Origin of the sequence: Streptococcus sp. 27098_8_103, from assembly GCF_041432345.1 — a bacterium.
Classification (GTDB): Bacteria; Bacillota; Bacilli; order Lactobacillales; family Streptococcaceae; genus Streptococcus; species Streptococcus mitis_BV.
Genome location: NZ_JAPVZK010000024.1, coordinates 14,811 through 30,057, shown reverse-complemented (window position 1 = coordinate 30,057; position 15,247 = coordinate 14,811). Strand labels below are relative to the sequence as shown.

Sequence of the window (15,247 nt, the reverse complement as noted above, 5' to 3'; positions counted from 1 at the left end):
GTTGAAAATATTCCAGACTTGACAACACCAGGTAAGAAAGATCCAGTTAAGGTAACGGTTGAATTACCAAATGGTAAAGTTATCACAGTGGATGTTCCGGTGAATGTAACGCCAGTTAAGGAAATCGAGACTCCAGTTACAACAGGTAAATTGACTCCAGAAGATATCTTGAAACAAATCAAAGTACCAGAAGGAGCAACTACTAAGGTTGAAAATATTCCAGATTTGACAACACCAGGTAAGAAAGATCCGGTTAAGGTTACTGTAACATTACCAAATGGCAAAGTAGTTACAGTAGACGTTCCTGTAACTGTAACGCCAGTTAAGGAAATTGAAACACCAGTCACAACCACACCATTAACACCGGACGATTACACTAAAGGAATTACGATTCCAGAAGGTGGTAAGGTTACTAAAGTTGAAAATATTCCAGACTTGACAACTCCAGGTAAGAAAAATCCAGTTAAGGTAACGATTGAATTGCCAAATGGCAAAGTAGTTACGGTAGAAGTACCAGTGACTGTAACGCCAGTTAAGGAAATCGAAACCCCAGTCACAAAAGATAAATTGACTCCAGAAGATATCTTGAAACAAATCAAAGTACCAGAAGGAGCAACTGTTAAGGTAGGAGATCTTCCAGACTTAACAACGCCAGGTAAGAAAGATCCAGTTAAGGTAACGATTGAATTGCCAAATGGCAAAGTAGTTACGGTAGAAGTACCAGTAAATGTAACTCCAGTTAAGGAAATCGAGACACCAGTAACAACCACACCATTAACACCGGACGATTACACTAAAGGAATTACGATTCCAGAAGGTGGTAAGGTTACTAAGGTTGAAAATATTCCAGATTTGACAACTCCAGGTAAGAAAGATCCAGTTAGGGTAACGATTGAATTGCCAAATGGCAAAGTTGTGACTGTAGAAATTCCAGTAACTGTAACTCCTATTGAAGATATTGTTAAAAAACAAGGTGATCCAATTACTACTGAGGATGTTGAAAATCACATTCCAAAAGGAGCAAAAGTTATCTCAATTGGAGATAAACCAACAACTGATGTACCAGGTGAAAGACCAAGTATTCCAGTTGTGATTGAATTACCAAATGGAATTCGAGTTACTGTAAATATTCCGGTAGTTGTAACACCAAAAGTAACACCAAAAGTAACACCAGTGGTAGTACCAGTAGGAACACCAGTTACGCCAGAAGATGTTCAGAAACATATTGAATTACCAAATGGATGGAAGGTAACAAAAGTAGGAGAAATCCCAACAACAACTACACCAGGAACAAAACCTGTCGTTCCAGTAGAGATTGAATTACCAGATGGTCGTAAGATTACTGTCGATGTACCAGTCATCGTTACGCCAACTGTAAGACAAATTGTTGTACCACAAGGAACTCCAATCACACCAGACGATGTGAAAGGACATATCGATCTTCCGAAAGAACCAGGATGGGAAATTGTCGAAGTAGGAGAAATCCCAACAACAATTCCTGCTGGAGTGAAACCAAGTGTTAAAGTGAAGATTAAAGTTCCAACTGGAGAAATTGTTGAAGTAGAAGTACCAATCATCGTAACACCGAAAGTAACTCCTATTGTAGTGGAAGTTGGAACACCAATTACGAAAGAGGATGTTATTAAGAAAGTAGGTTTACCAGAAGGATGGGAAATTGTTGAAGTCGGAGAAATTCCAACAACATCAACACCAGGAACAAAACCAGTTGTTAAGGTAAAAGTTAAATTACCTGACGGTCGTATTATTACAGTAGAAGTTCCTGTGAAGGTGACTCCTAAATCTAATCATGGTAATAGTCACGGTAATAATGGTAGTTCAACAACTCATATCGTAACACGTTACCAAGATGGTGATGGTAAAGAAATTTCTCCAGAAGAAAATGGTAGCCATGGACCTAAGACTTTAGAAGGTTATGAATATACTGGCACTAAGACAGATAAAAATGGCAATGTGATTCATATCTATAAGAAAGTAGTTACCCCAACCCGTTCTGAGCAACCAAGCTCTCCAGAGACTCCTACAAGTCCAGAAAAACCAGTAGCTACTCCAGTTCAGACAAGTTCTACAGATTCTAAACAAGTAGCCGTTGAAACAACCGTAGCCAATGACAAGAAGGAATTGCCAAATACTGGTACAGAAGATAAGGCTGGTCTAGCTAGTCTTGGACTTCTTGGAATGTTGAGTGCATTCGGACTTGTAGCTCGTAAGAAAAAAGAAGACTAAGAAAGATCCTTCCTTTCTAAGGTTCAATAGAAAATAGACTGAGATGAAAACTTCAGTCTATTTCTTTTTGCATCGAAAAATCCCCTGGCAAGTACCAGAGGATTAGAGCTTATTTCATTGTTGGGAAGAGCAATACATCACGGATAGTGGTTGTATCAGTGAGGAGCATGCAGAGACGGTCGATACCGATTCCCAAACCACCTGTTGGAGGCATACCGTATTCAAGGGCTTCAATGTAGTCGTAGTCGATGCCTGTCGCTTCATCGTCACCAAGTTCTTTGGCTTTAGCTTGGGCTTCGAAACGGCTAAGCTGGTCGATTGGGTCGTTGAGCTCAGTAAAGGCATTACCGTACTCCTTAGTCATGATGAAGAGCTCGAAACGGTCAGTAAAACGTTGGTCTTCAGGATTTTTCTTAGCCAGTGGAGATACAGCTACTGGATGTCCATAGACAAAGGTTGGTTGGATCAAGGTTTCTTCAACAAATTCTTCAAAGAAGGCATTGATGATGTGGCCAACTTCAGTGTAGTGTTTTTCAACTGGAACTTTCTTCTCAGCAGCGATAGCTTTGGCTTCTTCCAAAGTCATGTCTTGCCAGAAATCTACACCAGTAATTTCTTTGATAGCATCCACCATGTGAACACGTTTAAATGGTTCATTGATTTTGATTTCAGTACCTTGATAGTTAATTGGGCCATCGCCTTTGACTGATTTAGCAGCGTGTTGGATAATACCTTCAGTCAAGTCCATGATGTCTTGGAAGTCTGCATAAGCTTGGTAAACTTCGATAGAAGTAAACTCAGGGTTATGAGTAGCATCCATTCCTTCGTTACGGAAGATACGTCCGATTTCATAGACGCGTTCCATACCACCGACGATAAGGCGTTTCAAGTGAAGCTCAGTCGCGATACGAAGCACCATGTCAATGTTTTGGGCATTATGGTGGGTGATAAATGGACGGGCAGCAGCACCACCAGCTTCATTGTGAAGAACAGGTGTTTCGACTTCAAGGAAACCTTTTTGATCAAGGTAACGACGGATTTCAGAAATGATTTTTGAACGAGTGACAAAGCGCTCAAAGCTTTCACGGTTAGAAATCAAGTCAAGGTAACGTTTACGGTAAATTGTTTCAACGTCTGTCAAACCGTGGAATTTCTCAGGAAGTGGGCGGAGTGCTTTAGATAAGTGAGTGATGTGAGTAGCTTTGATAGAGAGTTCTCCCATATCTGTACGCATCACTTCACCTTCGACACCAAGGAAGTCACCAAGGTCTGCTTTTTTGAAGATATCGTAGTTTTCTTCACCGACAGCATCCTTACGAACGTAAATCTGGATTTGACCTTCGCGGTCTTGAAGGTGGGCAAAACCTACTTTACCTTTACCCCGTTTGGTTACCAAGCGTCCTGCGATAGTAGCTGTTTCATTTTTATCATGTAATTGTTCTTTATCGAGGTCGGCATATTTATCTTTTAATTCTTGTGAATTTGCAGTGCGTTCAAAGCGTTTTCCGAAAGGATCGATTCCTTGTTCACGGAGCGCAGCCATTTTTTCACGGCGAACGATCTGCTGGTCATTTAGTTCTTCCATATGTTCTGTTGACATGGGATCCTCCTAGTTTTACTCAAAATTGAATACGATGAGTCATTTTTTGCGATACTCCCATTTTATCATAAATAAGCAAGAAATTCACGGATAATCTTTCAAAACTAAAAAGAACTTGACGCTAAAATCAAGTTCTGTTATTGATAGGAAGTATCATTCCAAGTATCAAGGGTAAATGTTTCAAAGTCATGGGTTTCTAGAATGGTTAGGCTGGCATTTGCTAGACCGCCATCTTTACGAAGAAGTGGTTCTTTATAACCTAGAAGAGTACGAAGACTGGCAGTAAGATTGGCGCCGTGTCCGACAATTAGAATACGCTCAGCTGGACTATCTTTTAATGATTTGATAAATTGGATAGTCCGTTGCGTAGTGCTATAGAGGGACTCGGCTCCAAACATTTGAGTGTCAAATTGAGCAAGGTTAGATCGGAAAGCTTTGATTTGTTGCGGGTAAATAGATTCCAAGGTTGCAATTTTCAAACCTTCCAACTTCCCCAGCTGCCATTCACGGAGATTAGGAACACTTTCTAAAGGACAGGGGGTCTGGAGTTGACTTTGGATAATTTCAGCAGATTTGACCGCTCGAGGTAAATCACTTGAATAAATCTGATCGAAAGGAACATCCTTGAGATACTGGCCTAGTCGTTTTAGGGTTTCAATGGATTCAGGAAGAAGGGGAGAATCTCCACTAGCACCTTGAAAGCGTCCTTCTTGGTTCCATACTGTACGACCGTGGCGGACAAAGTAGAGTTTCATTATTTGCTGTCCTCCAAGATATCTGCAAAGTCAGCTTTTACAAAGTTAGCCAAGTCTTGTGGTGCGACGATAATGCTGTGTCCGACTTCCCCTGCAGAGACAATCATTTGATCCAAGTCTAGAGCAATTTTATCGATAAAAATGGGGTAATTGTGTTTCTGACGAATTCCGACAGGGTTATTGGCTCCATGAATATAACCAGTTGTTTTTTCTAAGTCCTTTTGTGGAATCATGCTCACTTTTTTATTGCCAGAAATTTTGGCTAGTTTTTTTTCAGACAAGTGTTGAGTGATAGGGACAATTCCGATAATCGGTCCTGTTTTGTCTCCCAAAAGCGCCAAGGTTTTGAAAATCTGATCTCGTTCATAACCTTGTGGAAGTTCTCCTTCTAGGGCATTGATTTGAATCCCCTGATGTGGGATACCTGCTTTAGACAGGATTTGTTCTACCAATGTTTTTTTGATTTTAACTTTTTTTGCCATTATTTATACTTATCCTCCAATTGGCTCATCCAAATACCAAGCCAGATTCCCAGTGCAAAGAAGAAGGCGATGATGACATACCCAACAAGAGAAATACCAGTGTACTGGATACTTTCAGCGTTTCCTGCATTTGGAATCAAGATCAAAAGGGTACTTGATAGGACGATACCGATGATGAAATGATAGACGCGTGAGTGGTAGTTGTTTAGGGCATAATCCATCAACTTTGAAAAAATGATGAGAGTGGCACCTGCTCCGATTCCAATCGGGAAGAAGGTGCCCAAGAGGTCAAAGGTTTTGAAACCTGTCAACATAGGAGCATAGAGTCCCAAAATTAAAAGTAGATTTGATGGACTGAGACCAGGAACCAATACACCAAGAGCCAGTAGTGCACCTGCTAGGACGAAATTAAGAAAGCTTGCACTTAAGGTTCCAACGACGAAATTTAAGGCATAGAGACCTAGTCCAGAAATGATAAAGGTTGCCCAGAACCAAGCTAGATCAATCTTGTCTCTGTCAGATTCTCGAGTCGATTCTTTGAGGAGGCTAGGAACAGTACCAATAATGGCACCTGCAAAGCTCCATAAGACAAAGACCTGATAATTTTCAAGTAGGTATTCAATCGGGTAGGAAAATAATCCGATTCCCAGAAGCATACCGATGGCAACTGGAATAAAGTACAAAACATTTTCTTTAAAGTCTTTAAAGGGATGGGCCAGAAAGCCAATCATTCGTTCATAAATTCCTAAGATTGCTGCTAGAACCCCTCCGGAAATTCCCGGTAGAATAAATCCAAGAGCAATGACAATCCCTTTAATAAGGCGTGCTAACCATGAGAGCATATGTTTCCTCCAACTATTTCTATTTCAAAAAATCCTTATTATATTGTATCACAATCAAACACAAAAAGAAAAAGCAAATGATAAACAAATGCTTTTAAGGTTTTAAAAAGAGTTTTCTAAAGGTTTCTTCTTTATTTTTTAAGGAAGAGATGACGTTGATATCCAAATCGTGGTCAAAGCCAGCAATTTTTCCTTTAGAAGTGTACTGGTGGATGTCGTAATCTAAATCAGTTTTTGGGGTTGCCTCGTAAAAACCTGAGTCAGAACCATAGGAAGGAATCCAAACAGACGTAAACTTGTCTGTATCAATACTGTGTTCTTCCATGAAGTAGACTCCAACGTAGATTCCGATGTTTTTAGCACCCAGTGATTCTAGCTTTGCCCGGAAGGCTTCAACACCTTCGTTCATATTGGACATGGTTTTATCTTCCACGTCAAGCCAATAGTAACTAGGGCTGTATGGGGAAGAGGCGTTATAAAAAACTTCAGCGGCCTTTTCCATTTCTTGGACACTTTTTCCAGCTACAAAGGCATAGACACCAACTGGGACATTTCGTTTTTGAAACTCAGTGATATGGGTTTTAAAAGCCTTATCAACACCATTAACATAGGAGGCATCGTTCTCTTTGGACGTTTGAGCACCACTATGGACGCGAACAATAGCTCCAGAAATGTTTTGGGAGAGAGTATCGTAATTGATTTCCTCAGGACGCTGCCAACCAGAAACATCAATTACCGGTTTATCTATATTATGTAGCGCTTGTGTTTCTACTTGCGCGATATTTGACTTTGTTTTTACAGGATGGTCCTCAAAACGAGGGCGATTCAGGATTAAAATGAAAATCATAATCCCAAAAAAACCAAATAAAATAAGCGGATTAATTTTCTTTCTCATATCTCATAATTTTACCTTAAAAATGAAAAAAAATCAAAAAAAATACTCAAAAAATGGGTTAAGGAAAGGACTTTAGAGCATTTTTCCATTCAAGGGCGCGGAATGATTTGAAATATGGTATAATAAAAGGGAATTTCTAGAGAAAAGAGAAGATTATGTCAAATTATGCCATTATTTTAGCAGCGGGTAAAGGGACTCGCATGAAATCTGATTTGCCAAAAGTGTTGCACAAGGTTGCAGGTATTTCCATGCTGGAACATGTTTTCCGTAGTGTGGGAGCTATCCAGCCTGAAAAGACAGTAACAGTTGTGGGACACAAGGCAGAATTGGTTGAAGAGGTCTTGGCTGGACAGACAGAATTTGTGACTCAATCTGAACAGTTAGGAACTGGTCATGCAGTTATGATGACAGAGCCAATCTTAGAAGGTTTGTCAGGTCACACCTTGGTCATCGCAGGAGATACTCCGTTAATCACAGGTGAAAGTTTGAAAAACTTGATTGATTTTCACATCAATCATAAAAATGTGGCCACTATCTTGACTGCTGAAACGGATAATCCTTTTGGCTATGGACGAATTGTGCGTAATGACAATGCTGAAGTTCTTCGCATTGTTGAGCAGAAGGATGCTACAGATTTTGAAAAGCAAATCAAGGAAATCAACACTGGAACTTACGTTTTTGATAACGAGCGTTTGTTTGAGGCTTTGAAAAATATCAATACCAATAACGCTCAAGGCGAATACTATATTACAGATGTCATTGGCATCTTCCGTGAAGCTGGTGAAAAAGTTGGTGCTTATACTTTGAAAGATTTTGATGAAAGTCTTGGGGTAAATGACCGTGTGGCACTTGCGACAGCTGAGTCAGTGATGCGTCGTCGCATCAATCACCAACACATGGTCAATGGGGTTAGCTTTGTCAATCCAGAAGCAACTTATATCGATATTGATGTTGAGATTGCTCCTGAAGTTCAAATAGAAGCCAATGTTACCTTGAAAGGGCAAACGAAAATTGGTGCTGAGACTGTTTTGACAAATGGTACTTATGTAGTGGATAGCACTATCGGAGCAGGAGCTGTTATTACCAACTCAATGATTGAAGAAAGTAGTGTTGCAGACGGTGTGACAGTCGGTCCTTATGCCCACATTCGTCCAGGTTCATCTCTAGGTGCCCAAGTCCATATTGGTAACTTTGTTGAGGTGAAAGGTTCTTCAATCGGTGAGAATACCAAGGCTGGTCATTTGACTTATATTGGAAACTGTGAAGTGGGTAGCAAGGTTAATTTTGGTGCTGGAACCATTACAGTCAACTATGACGGCAAAAACAAATACAAGACAGTCATTGGCAACAATGTCTTTGTTGGTTCAAATTCAACCATTATTGCGCCAGTAGAACTTGGTGACAATTCCCTCGTTGGTGCGGGTTCAACTATTACCAAAGACGTTCCAGCGGATGCTATTGCTATTGGTCGTGGACGTCAGGTCAATAAAGACGAATATGCAACACGCCTTCCTCATCATCCTAATAATCAGTAGGAGTCTGTCATGGAATTTGAAGAAAAAACGCTTAGCCGAAAAGAAATCTATCAAGGACCAATTTTTAAACTGGTTCAAGATCAGGTTGAATTACCAGAAGGCAAAGGAGTTGCCCAACGGGATTTGATTTTCCACAATGGAGCTGTCTGTGTTTTAGCAGTAACGGATGAGCAAAAACTCATCTTGGTCAAGCAGTACCGCAAAGCCATTGAGGCAGTCTCTTATGAAATTCCAGCCGGAAAATTGGAAGTAGGAGAAAATACAGACCCTGTTGCAGCAGCTCTTCGTGAATTAGAGGAAGAAACAGCCTACACAGGGAAATTAGAACTCTTGTACGATTTTTACTCAGCCATTGGCTTTTGTAATGAAAAATTAAAACTATACCGAGCAAGCGATTTGACGAAAGTGGAAAATCCGCGTCCGCAGGATGAAGATGAGACCTTGGAAGTCCTTGAAGTTAGCTTAGAGGAAGCCAAGGAATTGATCCAATCAGGTCATATCTGCGATGCCAAGACAATTATGGCTGTTCAGTATTGGGAATTGCAAAAAAAATAGAGGAGGTCAGTATGGGTAAACCTTTATTAACGGATGAAATGATTGAAAGAGCTAATAGAGGCGAAAAGATTTCAGGTCCTCCTTTGCTAGATGATGAGGAGACAAAAATTTTACCAACCTCTTCTTCCCGTTTTGGTTATGCCAATCCTAAGGATCATGGTTTTAGCCAGGAAACCTTGAAGATTCAGGTCGAACCGTCTATTCATAAAAGCCGTCGCATTGAAAATACCAAGAGAAATGTCTTCAATTCTAAGTTGAATAAAATCTTATTCGCAGTCATCTTTCTCTTGATTTTGCTTGTCTTAGCAATGAAACTTTTGTAATAGAAAAGGAATAGAAATGAAAATAGGAATTATTGCGGCTATGCCAGAAGAACTGGCTTATCTGGTCCAGCATTTAGACAATGCCCAGGAGCAAGTTGTTTTAGGCAATACCTATCACACAGGAACCATTGCTTCTCATAAAGTCGTTCTTGTAGAAAGTGGAATTGGTAAGGTCATGTCTGCTATGAGTGTGGCGATTTTGGCTGATCATTTTCAAGTGGATGCTTTGATTAACACAGGATCAGCTGGGGCAGTAGCAGAGGGTATTGCTGTTGGGGATGTTGTGATTGCTGACAAATTAGCCTATCATGATGTGGATGTTACAGCTTTTGGCTATGCTTATGGACAAATGGCGCAACAACCACTTTATTTCGAATCAGATAAAACCTTTGTTGCTAAAATTCAAGAGAGTTTATCTCAATTGGACCAGAACTGGCATCTTGGTTTGATTGCTACAGGAGATAGTTTTGTTGCAGGAAATGATAAGATAGAAGTGATTAAGTCCCATTTCCCAGAAGTTTTAGCTGTTGAGATGGAGGGGGCAGCTATTGCTCAGGCAGCGCATGCTCTTAATCTTCCAGTCTTAGTCATCCGAGCTATGAGTGATAATGCCAACCATGAAGCAAACATCTCTTTTGATGAGTTTATTATCGAAGCTGGACGTCGCTCTGCTCAAGTCTTGTTAGCCTTTTTGAAGGCCTTAGCTTAAGCGGAAATTTGACAGTTTTTCTAGCTTATGATAAGATTTAAGTAAAGAAAAGCTAGAAAACGTTTCAGAGGATATTATGAGTATTGAAATGACCGTCAGTGAGATTGCAGAGGTCTTAGGATTATCTCGCCAAGCAATCAATAACCGTGTCAAAGAATTACCAGAAGAAGACACAGATAAAAATGACAAAGGGGTAACAGTCGTTACCAGAAGTGGCTTGATTAAGCTAGAAGAAATCTATAAAAAAACGATTTTTGAAGATGAGCCTGTCAGTGAAGATGTCAAGCAACGTGAACTGATGGAGATTCTGGTTGATGAGAAGAATGCAGAAATTCTTCGTCTTTATGAACAATTAAAAGCCAAGGATCGTCAGTTATCAGAAAAAGATGAGCAGATGCGCATCAAAGACCGTCAGATTGCTGAGAAAGACAAACAACTCGATCAGCAGCAACAATTGACCCTTCAAGCCATGAAGGATCAAGAAAATCTTAAGCTAGAGCTGGACCAAGCAAAAGAAGAAGTCCAATCCACTAAGAAAGGCTTTTTTGCTCGTTTATTTGGAGGATAATCAAGGAGCTGTTTAGGTTAAATGCTAACCTGATGGCTTCTTTTATTTCTAATCTAAATAGTATAGTTGCTCAAGTAATACTCAATGAAAATCAAAGAGCAAACTAGGAAACTAGCCGCAGGCTGCTCAAAGCACTGCTTTGAGGTTGTAGATAAGACTGACGAAGTCAGTTACATATATCTACGGCAAAGCGAAGCTGACGCGGTTTGAAGAGATTTTCGAAGAGTATAAAATAACAGTATAGGAGAGGTAGAAAATGGAACGATTAGCAGATTACATTGCTTTTGATTTAGAATTTAATCAGCATGAAGGACAAACACACTTGATTCAAGTATCGGCAGTCCGTTTTAGAGATGGTCAGGAAATCGATGCCTATGATTCCTATGTCCATACTAGTGTGCCTCTAAAGAGTTTTATCAATGGTTTGACTGGAATTACAGCTGAAACCTTAAAAGATGCTCCTCCAGTGGAGAAAGTTATAAAAGATTTCCAAGAGTTTGTGGGTTCTTTACCCATGGTTGGCTACAATGCTGCTAAAAGTGATTTGCCTATTCTAGCAGACCATGGTTTAGACTACAGTCAGCAGTACAAGGTGGATTTGTATGACGAAGCTTTTGAACGTCGGAGTTCGGATTTACATGGTATTGCTAATCTCAAATTGCAAACCGTTGCCTCGTTTCTTGGATTTCAAGGTCAGTCTCATAATAGCTTAGAGGATGCTCGTATGACAGCGCGTGTTTACGAGTCCTTTCTAGAGTCAGACCAAGCTAGAGAATTGTTAGAGACAGAAAGTAGTCTTTCAAACAATCCTTTTGGAGGCTTGGACTTGTCTCAATTATTTGACTAGGAGTGCCTATGAAACCTGAAAAACCTAAAAATCTAGGTTTTAAGCAGATATACTTTAATCTAGATAAAATACTTTTTCTATTTTTCTTGACTTTTATGATGATTGAGTTTGTCTGGTTACCGTCAAATTCTTGGATTGCTGGACTTTTGCTCCGTCAGACAGGTTATCTCTTTCTTTCCTACAATAATATTTTTGCCATTATAACGGGCTCACCCTTTGTTAGTCTTGCTTTATTTGTTCTTGTAATTGTTAATTTATTGGTCGCCTATTACCAGATAGGACTTCTCTTCATCGGAGCTCGACACCTCCTCTATCATGAAAAGAGAACCCTGCTGGAGTACAGTCGTAAGGTCTTTCGCCAAAGTTTCTTGTTTATGAAGCAAGTGACGCTTGCTAAGATAGCCTTTATCTTCTTTTATGTCATGATGCTCTTTCCATTGATTCGAAAGATTTTAAAGATTTACTATCTCAATAAAATTGTCATTCCGGACTTTATCGTTGATTATGTGGAAGATAAGTATTGGCTAGTAGGTATAGTGGTTACTATTCTAGCTTTACTTCTATTTTACATTTCAGTGCGTTTCATGTTTGCCCTACCTCAGCTTTTATTTGAAAAGAAAACAGTCAAAGAAGCTGTCAGATACAGTCTAGAGAAGACAAGAAAGCACTCCTGGTTTTATACTTGGAACTTGCTTTGGATTGTCGTCAAAACCTATCTATTTTTTATTCTTCTGTTGATTCCAATCCTAGCAAGTCAGGTGCTGATGGATGGTCTGACCCATAAGGAATCTCTTGTACTGGGAATTATCAACTTTGTCTTGATTAAGAATTTCCACTACATAGCCTTGACTTATTTTCTCATTAAGTTTGTTTCCTTCCTAACAGGAGAAGAACTAGAGATCACACCAAGGAGAAAGAAAGATCACTGGATGAGATGGGGAGTGATGGGCTGTGCTTGTATCTTTTTCGCTCTTGAGGGTTATGTTTATTTAGAAGCTCCAGTCGCCAATAAACCTTTAATTATCTCTCACAGGGGAGTATCTAATAAGAATGGTGTGCAAAATACAGTCCAATCTTTAGAAAAGACGGCTCAACTAAGTCCAGACTTCGTTGAGACAGATATTCAGGAAACAAAAGATGGCCAGTTTGTCATGATGCATGATGCCAATATCAAGAATCTGACAGGAGTTAATGCCAATCCCCAAGATTTAACATTGGAGAAATTAACCAAACTCGATATTTCAGAAAATGGTTATCATAGCAAGGTATCTAGTTTTGACGACTATCTCAATAAAGCCAATGAATTGCATCAAAAACTCCTCATTGAGATTAAAACCAGTCGAAAAGATAGCCCAGATATGATGAAACGCTTTATGGAAAAATATGGAAGTATCATCAAGCAAAATGGTCACCAAATGCAATCCTTAGACTACCATGTGATTGACCAGGTGCTAGCCTACGATTCTCAAATTCCAGTCTATTTCATCCTGCCTTATAATAGTATCTTTCCAAGAACCAAGGCTACAGGTTACACTATGGAGTATTCAACTTTGGATGAAAATTTTGTTAACAAGCTTTGGAATACCGATCAGAAATTGTACGTTTGGACCATTAATAGTTCAGAATCCTTTGATAAATCTGTTCAATTGGGAGCTGATGGTATGATAACGGATGATTTGGAAATGATTCAAGATCAAGTTACCATTGCCCAAGAAGACCCAGAGTATACTGAATTGCTTTTCAAACAGGCCATGGAATTCTTTAATTTTTAGTAAGCAAAAAGAGGAACAGTTGTTCCTCCCATGATAGGCAAGTATTCTCTTGAATGCTTGTTTTTCTTATGCTTAGAATGGCAATTTTCCAGCGAAAGCACCCAGTTTTTTCTTGGTAGTTTCATCGATTTGTTCAAGAGCAGAGTTGATGGCTTGAACGGTCATATCAGAAAGAGTTTCAAGGTCTTCTGGGTCAACGACAGCTGGATTGAAGTCAATGCTGACGACCTTCTTATCTCCAGTTAAGGTCGCTTGGACAAGGTCTTGAGCAGATTTGCCAACAAATTGCATAGCAGCAAGTTCAGCTTGGCTTTGTTCCATTTGTTTTTGAAGTTTTTGTGCTTGGCGCATCATGTTTTGCATGTTCATCATAGTGATTTACAGTTTCCTTTTATCTTATTTTCTTTCCTATTTTATCAATTTTGGGGTTAAAAGTCTAATCTTTTTCTAAGTGAATTCATTTAGTATCAATAGGGATGTAAAGGGAATAAAAATATAGGATAGATATTCTAAGAGCATAAGAATATTTATCCTATATGTGTTTATGAAATGTTATCAGATATTTTATGAGCTAGTCTAAGGGGTTACTAACACTATTCTACTTTGTAGAAAAATCCCTCAGTACTACCATTGATAAGTTGGTGTCCAAACCATAAGCGGTCTTGTGTGATATCAGACGAATCGGTATAGCCATTATCTGAAGAAGAGGTGACGGACATGGTTATAGGGATTCCTGCTGGTAAAAAGGCAATAGCTGCACCAGCACCTCCATCTTTAGAAACAGAACTTGCCTTGAGATAGTGGTCAATTTCTTTAGCATGTTCAATTGAAACTTTGGAATGATCACTTACCAAGCCATTTTTATCGAAAGTAAATTCAATACCTGTACCATTTCTCCAAGTTCCTGCGACACTAGAAAAATCTCCATTTTGAATTGCAGAAATATCCATTCCTTTACTTTCTGATGGAAGGCTTATTTCTCCATTTATGAGGCTTGTGACAGATTTCCAAGAGAAAGACCTTATGTCAAGGTAAGGTGGTTTTGTCCCCAGTCCCTCTTCTGTATCTGATTCTCTAACTAACTCTAACCGTGTTCTATCCTGATTCAACTTGTATAGTTTGACTTGGATTTGATTAGCAGATACTCGAGTAGATAATTGGAAATAGCCGTTTTCTAAAGGATTAAAATGAACGCGTTCTCCAATAAAGTCCAGATTATTTTCTGCATTGGTCAGTCGAATAACTTCGTCATTTTTAAGAGTTCGAATATCTAATAAATCGTAATAGTTAGAATACGTTTTTAGAGCAATCAAAAGTTCGTCCGTACCATCTTGGTCTAAATCATACAAGCTATACTGTAATCCAGAATATTCGTTAGGATAAGTATTTTTTAAGTTTGCTTTTGAATTGACCTCTGTATGTGAAGCTGGTGAACCATCTAGTACTTTTGCATATTCTTTAAGGACAGTATTGTATAGGGTGTAGTCAGTTTTCTTCTCTTCCGATGTGGAAGTAGATGAACTGCTACTAGAAGTAGTTACTTCAGAACTTGCTGAGGGAGTGTTTTCACTCTGAGGTTGGCAAGCTGTTAGAAGAGAGATAGTTAAAATACTGGCACTGAATAGAAATAATAATTTTTTCATGTATTTAATCTTGCAATTCTAAACCTTGGGCATCTTGGTGCCATTTGCTACCAGTTTTGGAAGTTAAAACTTGAATAGTAATTATAATATTCCAAATAGCATCTGCTAGTAAAACAAATGGCATTAAAATAGGAATGATAGCTAGCAGAGTTATTCCGATACGCTTGTATCCTTGTTTAGAATTTCCGATGTAAAAATCGTAGCCACCGAGTGCTCCTAAAAAAAAGGCAAATAGGGCTGCGGCCAGTTTAGATTTATCACTCACTCCATTTGAATGTTGACTAGAGGTAGCTGGAGATGTGTTATCTATTTTTGAAACAATATACTCATCACCGTTTTGATAAAATTCTACGTAATCACCTACTTGTGGTTCAAAACCAAAACTTTTTCTTGAAATTGCAGTAAATTGGCCATTATTACCTTTTCCAACATAAACTGTTTCATCTTCAATTTTTATCACTTTGTTCATTTAATTGT

At 39.1% G+C, this 15,247-nt stretch carries 16 protein-coding genes; 8 read left to right on the top strand and 8 right to left on the bottom strand.

All coding sequences use genetic code 11. The annotated features are described in order from the left end of the window. The coding region (locus tag O3599_RS07680; RefSeq protein ID WP_371512469.1) for a Rib/alpha-like domain-containing protein at window positions 1–2,244 on the top strand (2,244 nt) is incomplete at its 5' end. Between the two features lie 109 nt (window positions 2,245–2,353). On the opposite strand, the gene lysS is transcribed toward O3599_RS07680, so the two are convergent. From lysS to O3599_RS07655, 5 genes are all read right to left on the bottom strand, one after another. Further along, window positions 2,354–3,844 carry a lysine--tRNA ligase gene (gene lysS, locus O3599_RS07675; RefSeq protein WP_000102447.1) on the bottom strand — a complete coding sequence of 497 codons (1,491 nt, stop codon included), beginning with the start codon at window positions 3,842–3,844 and terminating at the stop codon, window positions 2,354–2,356. A 137-nt stretch (window positions 3,845–3,981) separates the two neighbouring features. Continuing rightward, complete coding sequence (locus tag O3599_RS07670) at window positions 3,982–4,599, bottom strand: histidine phosphatase family protein (RefSeq protein WP_261013839.1); 618 nt, start codon at window positions 4,597–4,599, stop codon at window positions 3,982–3,984. Then, on the bottom strand, window positions 4,599–5,081 hold the full coding sequence (locus O3599_RS07665; protein ID WP_371512466.1) for an aminoacyl-tRNA deacylase: 483 nt from the start codon (window positions 5,079–5,081) through the stop codon (window positions 4,599–4,601). Before O3599_RS07665 ends, O3599_RS07670 begins: the two co-directional genes overlap by 1 nt. Beyond that, window positions 5,081–5,923, bottom strand: coding sequence for a DUF368 domain-containing protein (locus O3599_RS07660; RefSeq protein WP_049512272.1), 843 nt, complete (start codon window positions 5,921–5,923; stop codon window positions 5,081–5,083). Before O3599_RS07660 ends, O3599_RS07665 begins: the two co-directional genes overlap by 1 nt. A 94-nt stretch (window positions 5,924–6,017) precedes the next feature. After that, window positions 6,018–6,818 carry a glycoside hydrolase family 25 protein gene (locus O3599_RS07655; protein WP_261008922.1) on the bottom strand — a complete coding sequence of 267 codons (801 nt, stop codon included), beginning with the start codon at window positions 6,816–6,818 and terminating at the stop codon, window positions 6,018–6,020. 155 nt (window positions 6,819–6,973) lie between these two features. Between O3599_RS07655 and glmU the strand changes: the two genes are divergently transcribed. The 7 genes from glmU to O3599_RS07620 all read left to right on the top strand — a co-directional run bounded on the left by glmU (window position 6,974) and on the right by O3599_RS07620 (window position 13,127). Then, the gene (glmU, locus tag O3599_RS07650) at window positions 6,974–8,353 is read left to right on the top strand and encodes a bifunctional UDP-N-acetylglucosamine diphosphorylase/glucosamine-1-phosphate N-acetyltransferase GlmU (RefSeq protein WP_064275901.1); all 1,380 of its coding nucleotides are present in this window, start codon (window positions 6,974–6,976) and stop codon (window positions 8,351–8,353) included. Between the two features lie 9 nt (window positions 8,354–8,362). Further along, on the top strand, window positions 8,363–8,908 hold the full coding sequence (locus O3599_RS07645) for an NUDIX hydrolase (protein ID WP_049500386.1): 546 nt from the start codon (window positions 8,363–8,365) through the stop codon (window positions 8,906–8,908). A gap of 11 nt (window positions 8,909–8,919) precedes the next feature. Next, window positions 8,920–9,231: a cell wall synthase accessory phosphoprotein MacP gene (gene macP, locus O3599_RS07640; RefSeq protein ID WP_000517861.1), complete on the top strand. Its 312-nt coding sequence runs from the start codon at window positions 8,920–8,922 to the stop codon at window positions 9,229–9,231. Window positions 9,232–9,247: 16 nt separating this feature from the next. Continuing rightward, a complete protein-coding gene (locus O3599_RS07635) occupies window positions 9,248–9,940 on the top strand; it encodes a 5'-methylthioadenosine/adenosylhomocysteine nucleosidase (RefSeq protein WP_004256611.1) in 693 nt (230 codons plus the stop codon). 76 nt (window positions 9,941–10,016) lie between these two features. Continuing rightward, complete coding sequence (gene rocS / locus O3599_RS07630; protein WP_000021242.1) at window positions 10,017–10,508, top strand: chromosome segregation protein RocS; 492 nt, start codon at window positions 10,017–10,019, stop codon at window positions 10,506–10,508. A 256-nt stretch (window positions 10,509–10,764) separates the two neighbouring features. Continuing rightward, window positions 10,765–11,355 (top strand): 3'-5' exonuclease, encoded by a 591-nt coding sequence (locus O3599_RS07625; protein WP_024057204.1) that lies wholly within the window; start codon window positions 10,765–10,767, stop codon window positions 11,353–11,355. Window positions 11,356–11,363: 8 nt separating this feature from the next. Next, the gene (locus O3599_RS07620) at window positions 11,364–13,127 is read left to right on the top strand and encodes a glycerophosphoryl diester phosphodiesterase membrane domain-containing protein (RefSeq protein WP_371512461.1); all 1,764 of its coding nucleotides are present in this window, start codon (window positions 11,364–11,366) and stop codon (window positions 13,125–13,127) included. Between the two features lie 72 nt (window positions 13,128–13,199). Here the strand turns inward: O3599_RS07620 and O3599_RS07615 are convergent, their stop codons facing one another. The 3 genes from O3599_RS07615 to O3599_RS07605 all read right to left on the bottom strand — a co-directional run bounded on the left by O3599_RS07615 (window position 13,200) and on the right by O3599_RS07605 (window position 15,239). Next, window positions 13,200–13,499 (bottom strand): YbaB/EbfC family nucleoid-associated protein, encoded by a 300-nt coding sequence (locus O3599_RS07615; protein WP_000981526.1) that lies wholly within the window; start codon window positions 13,497–13,499, stop codon window positions 13,200–13,202. A gap of 221 nt (window positions 13,500–13,720) precedes the next feature. Further along, window positions 13,721–14,770: a DUF6287 domain-containing protein gene (locus tag O3599_RS07610; protein WP_261044021.1), complete on the bottom strand. Its 1,050-nt coding sequence runs from the start codon at window positions 14,768–14,770 to the stop codon at window positions 13,721–13,723. 4 nt (window positions 14,771–14,774) lie between these two features. Then, window positions 14,775–15,239, bottom strand: a complete 465-nt coding sequence (locus tag O3599_RS07605; RefSeq protein ID WP_045607081.1) for a hypothetical protein — start codon at window positions 15,237–15,239, stop codon at window positions 14,775–14,777. Between the last annotated feature and the right edge of the window lie 8 nt (window positions 15,240–15,247).